Below are 14,858 nucleotides of genomic sequence, written 5' to 3' on the forward strand. Positions count from 1 at the left end.
TGAGTTAACTATTGCCTCCTCGCTGCAACTCCCCCTGACGGATTTCAATGTGCCAAAAGCGGACAAAGAGAGACTTAGTCAATTAAGAATACCTGCTTCAAGAAAACCGTGTAGTAGTGAACCTTAAATATTTACAGCAAAAGAGTAAGTCTTCATGAGGCACGCAAGCCCACAAAAAAGTACCGTTCAATAAAACATCATAAAAATCAAAAAACTGGACTTTCCAACGCATACACGTCACATTTGACCAGCGCTTTTTACAATAAGGATATGTTTTATGGAAAAAGTAACAGCTTCTAACTTGGCTATGGCTATTAACTCACTAGACAAGAATGTCATTTATGACTACCCGAACCCAAAAACAAAAACCAAGATCAAAATTTTACATGTGAAAATTCCTGAAGGACCGATCAGTATAAAAAGGTGCGATCCCAACAAAGGGGAATCATTTGATACTCAAAAAGAGGAAACGATTTCGTCTCAGATGTTATGGAGATTGGCAAACGCCATTAAGCCAAACTACCCCATTAATATTGACCGCGTATTTGGTGCGAGTTACAACACTAGGTCAGCCTTAGAAGCACTTCTATTACATACAGAAAAATATTATTTATGTTATCCAGGACGATTAGAACGAACTGGTGAAATAACTGAAGTAAAAAATGGTCACAAGCATATTATTTACAGTCCTGACGACCCACATCCCAAAGGTCAGATTGGCATAAAAGAAGTCAATAATATGGTTATTAGTGACATCGAGCGAGAGTTTCTGATTGATTCCTTGCTGTTGAATCATCAAGAGAACGCGAAGAACAAAGCCGAGCTAAATATTCAGCGCAGACATGCTCATATCCAAGTTCTGCTAATTAAGTGCGCCGAAGCAATGGGATTAAAATCTTGGGTTGCTAAGAATGATCACAGTATTGAATACAATGGTCAGAAACTTATCGAACTAGATTCTGTGATCAAAGACCTATCTAACGCCAGTGCGTTACGAGGCTATGATCGGGCAGCGCCCTCAGGTGAACTCATTGATATTATCTGGTTTGATGAGGAGGGTAAGAAAATACCTGCAATTATTGAAATTGAACACAGTACTGGGATCACATCAGGGTTAACTAGGATGAAAGGCTTCCAAGAAGAAGCCCCAGAGCTTGCACATATGACATACATAATCGTTGCGCCAGATGAAATGCGTTCTCAAGTAATGCAAAAAGCAAGTAAGCCTCAATTTGAAGGTATGAATGTAAAGTTTCTTCCTTATTCAGCAGTAGAAGACCTTTACCTACTATGCCAACGCAAACTAAAAGGAATAGACAATATCAAGTTCTTGCATACCTTCCTTGAGGATGTGAACTAGCCAGCATACAATTTTAGAAACTTGGCGACCGTTTTTGCTAACCCCGACGACACCAAGAACGGGACGCCATTACCAATTGTTTTAAACATATCACTTAACGTCATGGTGGCAGGGAAATGAAATTCAGCTGGCAGAGACTGGATTGCCAAAGCTTCTGCCGCATTTAGCCTTCTTGCTTTGTATGGATGAAGGTGGACTTCATTATTCCCATAAGCCGCCGTAGGTGAGTAGCGCCAACGGTGTAGCCTTTTGAATGACTTCTTGGAGTCATCACCTTCTTTAATAACACCAAACTTGTCTGACTTGGGTTGAAAGAACTTATCTGCATTGGGGTGCGAATCAACATTATTTTTCTCGAACCAATGTTGCACTGTGAATGGTTTGAGGTCTTTTGAGATATAAGCCGAAAAGTCCGTTACAGATCCCTCCTCAAAAGGCTCCTCACGTGGCCATAACTCTTTTTTGAGAACATCGTTTCTATCAACAGAAATATTCGAGTCCCAATCAAAGCATTCAGTCAAGCTATTGCCGTTCAACTTGGATGCTACTTTATTTACTTTAATTCCAAACATCAAAATGCGATCACGATCTTGAGGTGCACCATACTCAATAGCATTCGTTAACCTATCAGTGATAACGTATCCGTCGGCCGTTAACCTTTCTTTCATCTCTTCATAAAACTCACGGTGCCTCTTGGTACGCCATAAGCCCTTAACATTTTCAAATATGAAGTAATCAGGTTGGTCCTTTAAGATAAGATCGATATAAGTTTTGGTTAGCTTACCATTCTCACCATCCTTCCCTTTATTTTTTCCTCCAACTGAAAAGTCTGGACATGGCGGTCCACCAATAAATCCTACAAGTGATCCAGATTGTTTAGCTGTCTCAACCATCTTTGAGAACTCGCCTCCCTGGGTGCCTGATAAAAACTCTTCGATACTCGAGTTACTATACCCAAACTGTGGAGCTGGAATGCCCATATGGGCACGAGAATACTTGTAGGCCTCAAGGAATGGGGTGTGGTATTCATTCACAAATGCCACATTAAACCCACTAGTTTCAAAACCTAAATCTAGAAAGCCCGAGCCAGAGAAGAATGAAAACAATATTGGGTTAGACATAAAATGTAGCTACTGCAACTTATCTGAATTTTAATGCACTGATGTTATCACGAAGTCTTAGCTTTGATTAGTGGTAAAGTCCCCCTAAATCTAAGGCGTCTTTTAATGTACTCAAAATAACCGCTCAATCTAGTGCATGTAAACGTCCTTTATTAATCTTTTCTAGGCGTTAAGCAACCTATCAAGGTAATAATCTTCGGCTTGAAAGTAGCAAGAACAAAAATGGCAAGCGATGGCAGGTTTACCTAGAGCATTTTCAATGTTTGAATTGCTATCGCTCTCTCAGTCTATTAGATTTATTTTACTATCTATTCTAATGAGCTTGTTGCAAGTAACTTATCTACATAACCTACCCCTTAGTAGGTTCTTTTTTACAAGTGACTAGCTTGGGGGGTACGCTGATTGCGGGGAGAAGCAACAGAGAGTAAATTATGAAATCTGTCTACTTGCTTCGCCGAATAGCTAGATTGGCTACGTTCTATTGTAAGACTGGGCGAGTAAAACAAGCGCTTTAAACCCAATTTTTTAGTAACACCACAAGTAACATCCTTCTTTTAATTTGATTACCTTTCATAATAAAATCAAAATACTAAGGCAGCAATTCGAGTCCAGGTGGGGCCACCATTTTTCCTACTCTTTCTTGTGAATTACGCCCCGAAATAAGCGTGCTTAGTGTCTTTCGTATACAAAAAAGCTGAGTCAGCTAATAACCCAACTAAGTCTTAGAGCTTAAAACCACTTCGATAAACTAATTAAAATCAGTGAGCGCCTCGGCCAGTGAGCCCTCGGGCTTTTCAACCACACGCAATACTTCTGTCTCACCATCGAGGACGATAAAGGTGGGGGTGTATTTAAGTGCAAATTGCTCGGCCAGGCCCTTGTCGTCTTTTTTGCTGTAGTCAACGGCCACCAGCTCAAGCTTGGCTAACTCGACCTTGTTCAGTGCCAGCAGCTTTAACAGTCGCGGTACTTCGCGCTCGCTGTCATGACACCAGGTGCCGAATAATACCAACACGGACTTGCCCGTGAGCTTATGCATCTGCGCCAGCTCGTCATCGCTTGGGGTAAAATCGGCGTAGGCCGTGGCAAAAGCTTCATATTCGCCCAGTAAACTGGTGCCATCAATTGCGCCTATATAGGGGCTATCGTCGGCGTAAGCCGCCGTCGCCGATAAGGCGATAATAAAAAAGCAGAGTTTTAGAAGAGTTCGCATGGTTATCAATTCTTGTGGTTATTATCTAGGGCCATTATGGCCTTGTTATTGAGTCTTGTCTTGCCTTATTGGCATCTGTGCCACGGAGCGCCGGTGCCAGTTGCGCTAGCGGCGTATGGGAAATCGGCTAAACTTATGATGCAGGCACGGGGGTAATATGCAGGGCATAGATGACAAGCTTCTTTCACAACTTGAGGTGGGTTTTAAGCTGCCAGTAAAGCCGGCGGCACTTAATCAGTTGCAGGCCGAATTGAACCGCAGCGATCCCAGCCTGGATAAGGTCAGTGAATTGATCACCGCCGATGTCGCTTTGGCGGCTACGGTTTTGCGCCTTATTAACTCGCCCGAGCTGATGTCCGAGCTAGAAATCACCGATGTGAGGCAGGCGGTTAAGTTGTTGGGCCTCAACACCATCAGCCACCTCACCTCCCGCTACTTGGTTAAACAAGTTTTTGATCAATCGAGTTGTTGTATCTCTCTGGCCCGCTTTTGGGATAGTGCCACCGAAATATCACGGTTATGTCTGTATCTGGCTCAGGGGCTAAGACACGATATCGCCCTCGACAATGTGCAAACCCTAGGTCTGTTTCATGATATCGGCATTCCGGTGATGGCCCTGAATTTTCCGGACTATGTACAGGTGCTCAATGCCGCCAATGATGACGGTAAGGCTTCGCTCACCGCTCTGGAAGACCAGCGCTACCCCTGTAACCACGCCATGCTGGGATTCTATATGGCCCATTCCTGGCATTTACCCAGCGCGCTGTGCAAGGTAATACTGCACCATCATGACGTACATTTCCTAGACGAGCCCCATGGCGAGGAGGAAAAACTGTACTACGCCATTTTAAAGATCGCCGAGAACATTGCCCATGTGCATAAGCGCTTTCGCAATATCAATCACTGGCATCTTCTTGAGCCAAAAGTGTTCGCGACCTTAGGCTGGCAACATCAAGATTACCAAACACACCTGGACGGTGGCCAAAACCTACTGGTATTCGCCGCAGACTAACCCGTTTCCTCCACATTAGCCTCAGGACTGTGGTCCCTCTTTTTGCCATGTTACAATGGCCAAAAAGCATTCCACAGGACAAGGATATGGCAGTAAGTTCCGCACCAAAACAACTTAAGCTGATCGTCGGCTCCAAAAACCCGGTTAAAATGAACGCCGCAAAAGCCACCCTGGCCACCTACTTTCCCGACCATCTGATCGAATGCCTGGGTGTCGACGCCCCTTCCGGGGTCGCCGACCAACCGATGGGTGAAGCGGACACCCTACTTGGTGCCGAAAACCGAGTGCGCTACTGCCAGGAGCATTACCAGGGGGATTTCTATATGGCCATGGAGGGAGGCGCTGCCCGCTTCGACTATGGTGCCGCCACCTTTGCTTATGTGGTGATCGCCGATAATCATCAATTGAGTGTTGGCCGAAGCTGCAATCTCCCCCTGCCCGAATCCTTATTTGAGCAGTTACAACAAGGCCACGAGCTTGGCGATGTCATGGATGCGGCCTTTAATACCACCAATATCAAGCAACAGGGTGGTGCCATTGGCCTACTCACCCGCGGCCATGCCACCCGCCAAAGCACCTATCAGCAAGCGCTTACCCTGGCCATGGCGCCCTTTAATCACCCCGAACTATTTTCGAGTTAAGTCATGCGTTATCCCTGGATATTATTTGATGCCGATGAAACCCTGTTTCATTTCGATGCTTTTGCCGGCTTGCAGGCCATGTTCGCCAAACTCAATGTCGCCTTCACCGAGCAGGACTACCACACCTTTGAGCAAGTAAATAAGCCGCTGTGGGTGCAATATCAAAACAATGAGATCAATGCGAAGCAATTGCAGGAGCAACGCTTTATGTCCTGGGCCGAGCGCCTGGATATCTCGCCCCAGCAGTTAAACCTGTGGTTTATGGAGGCCATGGCGCAAATTTGCCAGCCCCTGCCCGGTGCTATCGAGCTGTTAAACGCCCTGCAAGGCAAGGCCCGACTGGGGATCATTACCAATGGTTTTACCGAGCTACAAAGCGCCCGCCTAGAGCAAACGGGTTTAAAGGGTACATTCGAGTGGCTGGTGATCTCCGAGCAGGTAGGCTATGCCAAGCCGCATATGGCGGTGTTTGAGCACGCCTTTACGCTGATGGGTAACCCGCCGAAAAGCGAGATCCTTATGGTCGGCGATACCCTGGAGTCAGATATTCAAGGCGGCATCAATGCCGGTATCGACACCTGTTGGCTTAATCGCCGAGAAAAATTGGCGCCCGCACATTTAACCCCAACCTATGAGGTTAAGTCCTTGTGCCAGCTGCGCACCCTGTTGCTGAACGCCTAGCCATAAAAAATGCCAGCATACGCTGGCATTAACACGGGATGGTTGCCACTTATCTAGATTCCGATCACTTCCAGGAAGTCATCTTATGGCCTTTGATAGCATAGAAAAGAATGAACAGATAACAAGGCAACATGACCAAATAAGCACTCTGCTGTCCCTGAGCTCCGCCATCGCTACCGCTTGCCAAGCCCCAGAATAACGGCCCGAATGCACCACCGGCTATCCCCATGATCAACAGCCCTGATCCTACGCTGGTCAGTTTACCCAGGCCGGACAGCGCTAGCGGCCATACCGCGGGCCACACAATGGCATTGGCAAAGCCGAGTACGGCAATCAGCAACAAGGGATCGGGCAGCGCCACGCCGCCAAAAGGCACCAACAAAGCGTTGGCAATCATAGCCGATTGCGCATCGCCAAAGACAATGGCTAGGGTCAGCACAGAGCCCAATATCGCCGAGCTAGTCAGTGCCGTTTGTTGTGACAGCACCCGTGGGATCAACACAATGCCTAAGGCATAGCCCACGACCATACAGACCATGGTATAGGAGGTCATAACACTGTACTTTTCAACGCCCAACGCCAGCGCAAAGGTGCCTATGGTGTCGCCGGCAATCACTTCAACGGCTACATACACGAATAACGCCAGCACACCTAAAGCCAGATTAGGACGCGCCAAGGCAGCCTTCACCTGACCCTTCTCATGGGCTTGGGTGTCGTCATCGATTAACTCGGGCAAGGGTGAAAATTTAACGGCCAGCGCCAACACACCGATAAACAGCGCCATGCCAATGTACGGGAAGATCAGGCTATTGGCCATTTGGTCAATTTCTTCCTGGCTTAGATCTTTACCCACTAAGCCGGTAAAGTTACTTAAAATCAACGCAGTAAATACCATGGGTGCGAGCACTCCGGCACTCTTATTTAAGATACCCATAACACTGACTCGGGCCGCCGCCGACTCTTCCGGGCCAATACGCACCACATAAGGGTTAACCGCGGTTTGCAACAGGGTTTGCCCTATGCCCATCACCAACTGGGCAAACAAAAACAGCGCAAATACCTGGGTTTTGGCCGCCGGCACATATAAAAAGCCTGCCAGCATCATCACCGCCATACCTAATGCCATGCCATTCTTATAGCCAACCTTCTTGATGATGATCGCCGAAGGCACCGCGGTAAAGGTCACGGCGATATAGAAGGAGAATAAAATAAGTGAAGCCTGCAAAGGCGTTAAGTCCAGAATTTGCTTTAAATAAGGCATCAATGAACCATTGAGCCAGGTCGCAAACCCAAGGATAAAGAACAGGGTGGCAACAATAGCCATAGGCACAAAGTTGCTTTGTTTTTTGGTTGTAGACACTGTTGCTTCCATAACACTTTCTCGTTGTCGAAATATTTACCTTTAAGGCGTTTGCTCTGCTTGAACAAACGGCCATTAAAAGCGCCATTTATTATTATTTTTTAGTCGTAAAAATGAGCAGTTCAGAATACCAATTAATTGCCATTTTTGACAGCGCTGACATGCTCTCCGCCTTTACTGTACGGACACCGACGTGGTGCGGCTGACCTGCTCTTGTACTTGAGTACGCAGTAAAATTTCACCGGGCTCTGCAGGCTTAAATGGCTGCTCATACAGGTGCCAGCTAGCGCCCTGATCCAGGCTATATTCTATCTTCAAGCCGGCAAAAGCACTGTTGGCCACCACACGACCCTCACTGAACTTAGCACCAGGCACCGGCAGATGCAGGGCAATACCATCGCGGTCCAGCTTGGCCAGCTCCTTATGCGCCAAGGTGGCGGAAAATGCCTGCCAATCTTGCTCACGTAAGCGCGCATCCACCCGCTCTCCTTCCCAAGGGGCCTTGCTCCAGGCCCGCTCGGCCACGGCCAGCATACGGGGGAATACCATGGCCTGCAGTTGCTCCTCGGTACGTATGGTTTCCGACCAAACCTGACCCTGCATGCCGAGAATATTCTCCGGCTTTTGCAAAGCAGGCATGGGCCTTCCCACCAAGGCTTCAAGGTTGTCTATGGCGGCGCCGGTGCGAGTAAAATCGGCATTGGCGTAGACGTTATCCGGCATGTAAGCAAAGACCTTTTTGGTATCGGTATAGCGAGTCGCCCAGTAATAGCCGCGCTCTTCGGGATGCGGCTCATAGGGATGATCAAAATACAAATGCGTACCATGGGAGAGCACCACCTGATAGCCGTCATTGGCCAGGCGATAGGCCCTGTCGGCCACGCCCCACTCCCAAATATTATCCCAGGCATTGGTAAAGAAGGTTTTGTTCGCGTATTCATCGCGATTAAAAGAGTTCACCTTGTCGTACATAATGCCGTCTTCCCAGATCCCGGGGGCAATGCCGCGTTTGTGCAATAAGTCGGCGACGCGCTTGGTAAAGTAGGGCTTTAAATCTGCGACCCCGGCAACGCCATTATTGGGTTCGGCAAAAAGCGCCTGACAGGCGGGAGAGCCCACCCAGGAGCCCGCGCCGACCTCATCGCCACCGATATGCAAATAGTTCAGCTTGGTGCCGGCCTCGCGGTACATCTGCTGTAATTCATAGGTGACCTTGTCGATAAAGGCATAGGTGGAGTCCATGCACACATTCATCGAGTTATCCGTGTAATTCTGCACCGTAATATAGCTGGAGCTGTCCTTGGGATCGGTCAGCAGGTATTGGGTCGCCTTAGATAAATCCGCGCCTGAAAACTCCTGGCCCCCGTTTTTTGGAGTGAGCAGCGAGTTGCTGGCCACGGCTTCGGCCTGCGCTTTCAGTTTACGGTATCGCGCCTCCATGGCTTTAATGGACGCCCGCGCATGGCCTGGGCCCTCAATTTCCGGAATGATGTCGATATGGCGAGCCTTGGCAAAGCGCAATAACTCTATAAAGTCGGCGCGATTCAAATAGCCGTTACCCGAGCCTGATTTAAAGGGCCCGGTACCCAGCTGCGTCAGCAAGCAGCGGTCTTCAGCCAGATCGAAGCAGCGGTAGGCGCCCACCTCGGTCAGCTCTTCCAATCCGGGGATCTGCAGACGCCAGCCCTCATCTTCCGAGAAATGCCAGTGCAAGCGATTCATCTTGTATCGCGCCATTTGCTCGACCAGCTTAAACATGGCCTCTTTACCATGGAAGTTACGGCCATTGTCATAATGCATGCCCCGCCACGGATAGCGGGGCGCGTCGCTTATCTCCACATTGGCCAGGGTCGGACTGCCCGTTGCCGGCAACAAGGCCAACAGGCTTTGCATGCCATAAAAGGCGCCGGCATTGTCGGCTCCGATAATGCGAATATGCTCGCCGTCTATCTCCAGGCGATAGCCTTCTTTGTTACCGATTTTGCTATCAACGCCTATGCTGATAACCTTGCTTTTTGGAGCGCTGATATGATCGGCCTGCGCCTCGAGAGCCAGTTGATACTTTTTCTCTAAATCGCTCTGAAACAAGGCTACTTCCGCCTGCAATTGTCCGGCATAACGAATTTTCCAGGCATTGGAAAGAGTGGTTTTGCCGCGATTAACCTCAAACTCCTGGGGTTTGGGAATAATGCGCGTTTGCACCTGATCGGCATCCTCCTGCTGGGTACTGGCATTAAGTTCATAGCGCAGCTCGGCGGTCATTAAGGGGGTGAGATCTTGAGGCTGGTTATAGCGACGCAGCTGTTGCTCCTGGGTAAAAGGGGCAACAAAATCGCCAAAGTCTTCGCTGTCGGTATTGGCAAAAATGGCTGGCTCGGTATTGTGGCCCACCATAAAGGCCCGGGGCATAAAGTCGCTGTAGGCAACAATCCAGACCGCCGCCTCAAAAGGAATTTCTAATTGCTCACCGGCCGCTAGGCCGTTAAAGCTGGACGTCGGGCTAAGACGATGCAGATCGCCATTCACATGCTCAATACGCAAGCCCTGGCTGATACCCTCATTAATTTTTCGCACACTGTGCAGGTAAATCTGCCAGGGTTGTTCACCGGCGGGCAGGCTGACTCCAGAGCGGTTAGTAAGCGTAATACTGCCAAGAAAGCTCTTATCCTCATTATGGAAGTTGCTGTTTACCGCAAACATGAACTCGGTGTTTGTGGCAAACGCGTTTATTTGCTCCTGGCTTAGTTGTGCCTGTACAGCCAAGGGCATTATTAACGCCGCAATAAGGCTCGCTTTAAACATGCTTACTCCTGGTCCTGGACCTTAGATTCTGATTGTCGCGTGTTAGCATCATATAAAATATAAAATGACAGCGCTATCATTTATGTTAAATAATCGTCAATTAAAGATAAAAGGCGGCCTTGGCCGCCCTGAAAATCAGACTGTCATTCCTAATATCCGGCGGCTTGGCCATCCTTACGAGATTCGGACGCACCATAATAAACGCCGCTTTGCGGGTCTTTGAGAATCGCCTGATAGCCACCATAGGGGCCCACGGCTTCTTGCAGGGTATGGCCTTTTTTCATTAATTCACGGCGCGTTTCCATGCTAAAACCGGACTCCAAGGACACCACACCACCATCGGTCATGATCTCATCGGTGGGCTGGGTTGAGCCAGAGTGCAGAATACGCGGCGCATCCCCCGCCTCTTGCAGGTTCATGCCAAAATCAATCATGTTGATCAGGATCTGCGCATGCATTTGCGGCTGCGTCGCGCCGCCCATCACCCCATAACTCATATAAGGTTTGCCGTTTTTGGTGACAAACGCTGGGATAATGGTGTGAAAGGGCCGCTTGCCCGGCTCATACTGATTGAAGTGCCCTTCTTTAAGCGAGAATAATTCACCGCGGTTTTGCAGCACAAAGCCAAGCTTTTCAGGTGTCATACCCGAGCCCATGCCACGGTAATTGCTTTGGATCAGCGACACCATGTTGCCGTACTTATCCGCCGTGGTCAGGTAGATGGTATCCCCTTCAACCGGGCCGGCATGGTCGCGCTTGGCCGCCTTATTGGGGTCGATGAGTTTGCGACGCTCGGCGGCATATTCCTTGGAAATCAAACGCTGCACCGGAATGTCGTTAAAAGCAGGATCGGCGTAGTACTTGGCCCTATCGGCAAAGGCGAGCTTCTTGGCCTCAACAAAGGTGTGAATATACTCGGGGCTGTCAAAGCCCATGGCGGCAAGATCATAGTCTTCGAGGATATTCAGGATCTGCTGGGCGGCGATACCCTGGCCATTGGGCGGTAACTCCCACAAGGTGTGTCCGCGATAGGTGGTGGCCACCGGCTCAACCCATTCACTGGTGTGGGCCGCCAGGTCTTGGTAACGGATATAACCGCCATTTTCCTGCATATAACGGTCGATTTCCTTGGCGATATCGCCCTTGTAAAAGGCATCGCGACCACCTTCTGCCAGTTGCTTGTAGGTGTTGGCCAATGCCGGGTTTTTAAATATCTCACCTTTTTTCGGCATCTCGCCGTCGGCCATAAAGACCTCTTTAAAACCCGGGTATTCGCCCCGAGCACCGACACTGCGCTGCATGTAATAGGCGATCACCTCGCTGACGGGAAAGCCCTTTTCGGCATACTCGATACTGGGTTTTAAAATTTCTGCCATGGGCAGAGAGCCAAACTTTTCGTGTAACTCAAACCAACCATCAACGGCACCGGGAACTGACACCGGCAGCGGTCCATAGGCGGGGATCTTCCCCTCGTCCTTGGTTATTTTCTTAAGCTCTTCAAAGCTCAAACCAAGCGGTGAGCGACCCGAGGCATTCAAGCCATGCAGCTTGCCATCCTCGGCGGAATAAACAATAGCAAAGAGATCACCGCCGATCCCACAGCCGGTAGGCTCAACCAAACCCAGCATGGCGTTGGCGGCGATAGCCGCGTCAATGGCATTGCCGCCCTGACGCAAGATATTCAGTGCAACCTGGGTGGCTAAAGGCTGAGAGGTGGCAGCCATGGCCTCGCTGGCGATGACTTCGGATCGGGTGGCAAATTCCTTGCCGGTAATGCGATCGTGGGCGAGTGTGGCTGAAGGTGCCAGTAGACTTAGCGAAATTCCTGCTAGAAAAAACCCTCGTTTTATTCGCTTCATAATTCTCTACTCTTTGCTTTTATTTATTAGATAACAAAGTTAGTAGATAAATAACGACCAAGGCAATGGGTTTGCGTTAACGGGGGAAACAAGTGCGATAAAAAACAAAGGCGCCGCCCCGTTACCCTGCCTCTATTTGGCGAGGATAACAAGACAAGCGCCTTGGCAGTAATTAGCCGAACTTACCAGATCTTAACGCGATCTTCCGGCTTAATGTACATTTCGTCGCTTTCTTTCACGTCGAATGCCTTATAGAACTCAGGCATATTTGGCAGCACACCGATTACACGGTAGTGGCTTGGTGAGTGCGAGTCAGTCATCAAACGATTGCGCAGCTCTTCATCACGGTACTTACGACGCCAAATTTGCGCCCAGCCCATAAAGAAGCGTTGATCGCCAGTGTAACCATCCAGAACAGGGGCTTCTTCACCGCCCAGTGATAACTGGTAGGCCTTATAAGCTACGGTTAGACCGCCTAGGTCACCAATGTTCTCGCCCAGCGTCAGCTGGCCGTTCACATTAGCGTCTTCAAACGGGGCATATTCGTTGTATTGCGATACCAGCTGCTGACCACGCTCCTGGAACTGCGCCAAATCTTGCTCGCTCCACCAGTTACGCAGGTTACCGTCACCATCGTATTTCGAACCCTGATCGTCGAAGCCATGACCTAGCTCGTGACCAATTACCGCACCGATGGCGCCGTAGTTCACCGCGTCATCCGCTTCCAGGTTAAAGAAAGGCGGTTGCAGGATGGCCGCAGGGAAAACGATTTCGTTGTTCACTGGATTGTAGTAAGCATTTACCGTTTGCGGTGTCATAAACCACTCGCTGCGATCCACCGGCTTGCCCAGCTTGTTACGCATATCATCGTATGCCCACTCACTGTGACGAATAAAGTTACCCGCTAGGTCGTCCGCTTTAATCTCTAGCGCCGAGTAATCTTTCCACTTGTCCGGGTAACCAATCTTAGGCGTAAACTTGTTCAATTTCTCTTTGGCTGCCACTTTCGTTTCGGCACTCATCCACTCAAGGCCGTCGATGGCCTGGTCGAAGCCTTTGATCAGGTTAGCAACCAGTTCTTCCATACGCGCCTTGGCTTCTGGCGGGAAGTTGTCTTTAACGTACACCTTCCCAAGCAGCTCACCCAGTACCGAGTTGGCTGAGTCTACCGCTTTTTTCCAACGCGGTTGTTGCTCTTCAACCCCACGTAAGGTTGTGCTGTAGAAGGCAAATTTACGATCAACAAATTCCTTGCTTAGCTCATCTGCGTAGTTACTAACAAAATGGAATGTTAGGTAATTCTGCCAAGTAGCCAGGTCGGTTTGCTCGAAGATGCCACCTAGCTTTTCAAAATAAGAAGGCTGACGTACAACCAAATCTTCGGTGTTGATTTTTGATTGCTTTAAGAACTGGGCAAAGTCGAATGCACCGGTTAGCTCATTGGCTTCGGCAACCGTCATCTTGTTGTATGACTTGGTCGCATCGCGGCTTTCTACTCGGCTCCACTGCGCCGTCGCCAGCTCGGTTTCAAGGGCAAGAATATCCTTTGCCGCTTTGTCTGCGTTTTCAACGCCGGCCTTGGTTAGCATGTCCGTGATATAGGTTAGATATTGCGTGCGGATGGTAGAAAACTTCTCATCATCTTTCAGGTAGTAATCACGATCCGGTAAACCTAAGCCCGACTGAGACACATAAAGGGCATACTGACTTGAGTTCTTGGCATCGTTGTTTACGTACCAAGAAAATGGTGTGGTGCCACCTTGAATGCGCAGATCGGCCATTAACGATACCAGTGCCGCTTTATCGGCAACGCCGGCAATCTTGTCCAGGTATGGCTTAAGCGGGGTGATGCCCTTCTCTTCCAAAGCGTCTGTATTCATATAGCTAGAGTAGAAGGCGCCCAGCTTTTGCTCATCGCTGCCCGGTGCCGCCTTGGTGTTTTTAGCCGCCGCTTCGATCACTTCTTTCAGTGCCGCTTGCGATTGGTCATAAAGAGCAGTGAAAGAACCGTAGTTAGACTTGTCGCCCGGAATTTCGGTGCGCTCTAGCCATTTACCATTGATGTGGTAATAGAAATCATCTTGTGCGCGCACTGCGGTATCAATGTTTTCTAGATCAATGCCCGAGCTCAGTTGTTGCACTTGTTTTGTTTGTTCTTTGGCAACGCTTTGCGCTTGAGTTTCGGTATTTGCACTTTGTGCTTGTTCACTACAACCGGTAAGTCCTAATGCCAGCGCCGTTGCGGCCGCTGCTAAGGTTACTTTAAACATATTGTTATCCCATTTTTAATTATGAAAGAGGTGATCCCCAACTAGCCCATATTAAACCCATGGGCGCAGAGCGAGAAACGCAGTTTGTAACAATTTATGAACATAGTTTTTCTAAAATAGCCTGGTTCGCCTTCGGGAAGGCGTAGCGGTGCAATTCGCTTAGCGCCACCCATTCACCCTGCTGACCTTCGGCGCCATGAGGCTCACCGCTGAAGTCGCTAACCTTATGAATATCGAGACGCACCTGTTTGTCGCCATAATCATGTTCAATCAACATAAAGGACTCGCTGCTGTGTACGTCAATGGCGACTTCCTCCAGCAACTCTCTTGCCAATGCCGCGGTGGTCGTTTCACCCACTTCGATTTTACCACCGGGAAACTCCCACAAGCCGCCCTGATGTTTATCATCCGGACGCTTACATATATAGGTTTGCTCACCTCGAAGAATGATCCCCACGGCCACATTTACCACTTTCTGACTCATTAACTGCTCCATAAAAAAAGCGGCATAGGCCGCTTTTTATTCAAGTAAGTGAATA

11 protein-coding genes are annotated in these 14,858 nt (G+C 49.0%); 4 read left to right on the plus strand and 7 right to left on the minus strand.

From position 1 onward, the window contains the following. The first annotated feature begins 277 nt into the window (after positions 1–277). Positions 278–1,360 (plus strand): restriction endonuclease, encoded by a 1,083-nt coding sequence (locus tag C2M29_RS03980; RefSeq protein ID WP_105188494.1) that lies wholly within the window; start codon positions 278–280, stop codon positions 1,358–1,360. On the opposite strand, the gene C2M29_RS03985 is transcribed toward C2M29_RS03980, so the two are convergent. Both C2M29_RS03985 and C2M29_RS03990 read right to left on the minus strand, forming a co-directional pair. After that, a complete protein-coding gene (locus C2M29_RS03985; RefSeq protein WP_105188495.1) occupies positions 1,357–2,481 on the minus strand; it encodes a DNA cytosine methyltransferase in 1,125 nt (374 codons plus the stop codon). The genes C2M29_RS03980 and C2M29_RS03985 overlap by 4 nt on opposite strands. A 748-nt stretch (positions 2,482–3,229) precedes the next feature. Further along, on the minus strand, positions 3,230–3,694 hold the full coding sequence (locus C2M29_RS03990) for a TlpA family protein disulfide reductase (RefSeq protein ID WP_105188496.1): 465 nt from the start codon (positions 3,692–3,694) through the stop codon (positions 3,230–3,232). Between the two features lie 157 nt (positions 3,695–3,851). On the opposite strand from C2M29_RS03990, the gene C2M29_RS03995 reads away from it, so the two are divergent. From C2M29_RS03995 to yjjG, 3 genes are all read left to right on the plus strand, one after another. Next, complete coding sequence (locus C2M29_RS03995; RefSeq protein WP_105188497.1) at positions 3,852–4,706, plus strand: HDOD domain-containing protein; 855 nt, start codon at positions 3,852–3,854, stop codon at positions 4,704–4,706. An 86-nt stretch (positions 4,707–4,792) separates the two neighbouring features. Beyond that, positions 4,793–5,347 (plus strand): inosine/xanthosine triphosphatase, encoded by a 555-nt coding sequence (gene yjjX / locus C2M29_RS04000; protein WP_105188634.1) that lies wholly within the window; start codon positions 4,793–4,795, stop codon positions 5,345–5,347. Between the two features lie 3 nt (positions 5,348–5,350). Then, positions 5,351–6,028, plus strand: a complete 678-nt coding sequence (gene yjjG, locus C2M29_RS04005) for a pyrimidine 5'-nucleotidase (RefSeq protein WP_105188498.1) — start codon at positions 5,351–5,353, stop codon at positions 6,026–6,028. A gap of 64 nt (positions 6,029–6,092) precedes the next feature. Here yjjG and nagP read toward each other — a convergent pair whose 3' ends face one another. The 5 genes from nagP to mutT form a co-directional block, all read right to left on the minus strand. Continuing rightward, on the minus strand, positions 6,093–7,400 hold the full coding sequence (gene nagP, locus C2M29_RS04010) for an N-acetylglucosamine MFS transporter NagP (RefSeq protein WP_105188499.1): 1,308 nt from the start codon (positions 7,398–7,400) through the stop codon (positions 6,093–6,095). Between the two features lie 162 nt (positions 7,401–7,562). Next, positions 7,563–10,190 carry a family 20 glycosylhydrolase gene (locus tag C2M29_RS04015; protein ID WP_105188500.1) on the minus strand — a complete coding sequence of 876 codons (2,628 nt, stop codon included), beginning with the start codon at positions 10,188–10,190 and terminating at the stop codon, positions 7,563–7,565. A 149-nt stretch (positions 10,191–10,339) separates the two neighbouring features. Beyond that, a complete protein-coding gene (ggt, locus tag C2M29_RS04020; RefSeq protein ID WP_105188501.1) occupies positions 10,340–12,049 on the minus strand; it encodes a gamma-glutamyltransferase in 1,710 nt (569 codons plus the stop codon). Positions 12,050–12,231: 182 nt separating this feature from the next. Further along, a complete protein-coding gene (locus C2M29_RS04025) occupies positions 12,232–14,319 on the minus strand; it encodes a M13 family metallopeptidase (RefSeq protein WP_105188502.1) in 2,088 nt (695 codons plus the stop codon). A gap of 94 nt (positions 14,320–14,413) precedes the next feature. Continuing rightward, positions 14,414–14,803 carry an 8-oxo-dGTP diphosphatase MutT gene (mutT, locus tag C2M29_RS04030; RefSeq protein WP_105188503.1) on the minus strand — a complete coding sequence of 130 codons (390 nt, stop codon included), beginning with the start codon at positions 14,801–14,803 and terminating at the stop codon, positions 14,414–14,416. Positions 14,804–14,858 lie beyond the last annotated feature (55 nt).

Source organism: Pseudoalteromonas sp. T1lg48 (assembly GCF_002964785.1).
Classification (GTDB): Bacteria; Pseudomonadota; Gammaproteobacteria; order Enterobacterales; family Alteromonadaceae; genus Pseudoalteromonas.

Coding starts and splice junctions, on each gene's coding strand:
- yjjX (WP_105188634.1), top strand. CDS start 4,793: ATGGCAGTAAGTTCCGCACCAAAACAACTTAAGCTGATCGTCGGCTCC.
- C2M29_RS03995 (WP_105188497.1), top strand. CDS start 3,852: ATGCAGGGCATAGATGACAAGCTTCTTTCACAACTTGAGGTGGGTTTT.
- C2M29_RS03990 (WP_105188496.1), bottom strand. CDS start 3,694: ATGCGAACTCTTCTAAAACTCTGCTTTTTTATTATCGCCTTATCGGCG.
- nagP (WP_105188499.1), bottom strand. CDS start 7,400: ATGGAAGCAACAGTGTCTACAACCAAAAAACAAAGCAACTTTGTGCCT.
- yjjG (WP_105188498.1), top strand. CDS start 5,351: ATGCGTTATCCCTGGATATTATTTGATGCCGATGAAACCCTGTTTCAT.
- C2M29_RS04025 (WP_105188502.1), bottom strand. CDS start 14,319: ATGTTTAAAGTAACCTTAGCAGCGGCCGCAACGGCGCTGGCATTAGGA.
- C2M29_RS03980 (WP_105188494.1), top strand. CDS start 278: ATGGAAAAAGTAACAGCTTCTAACTTGGCTATGGCTATTAACTCACTA.
- C2M29_RS03985 (WP_105188495.1), bottom strand. CDS start 2,481: ATGTCTAACCCAATATTGTTTTCATTCTTCTCTGGCTCGGGCTTTCTA.
- ggt (WP_105188501.1), bottom strand. CDS start 12,049: ATGAAGCGAATAAAACGAGGGTTTTTTCTAGCAGGAATTTCGCTAAGT.
- mutT (WP_105188503.1), bottom strand. CDS start 14,803: ATGAGTCAGAAAGTGGTAAATGTGGCCGTGGGGATCATTCTTCGAGGT.
- C2M29_RS04015 (WP_105188500.1), bottom strand. CDS start 10,190: ATGTTTAAAGCGAGCCTTATTGCGGCGTTAATAATGCCCTTGGCTGTA.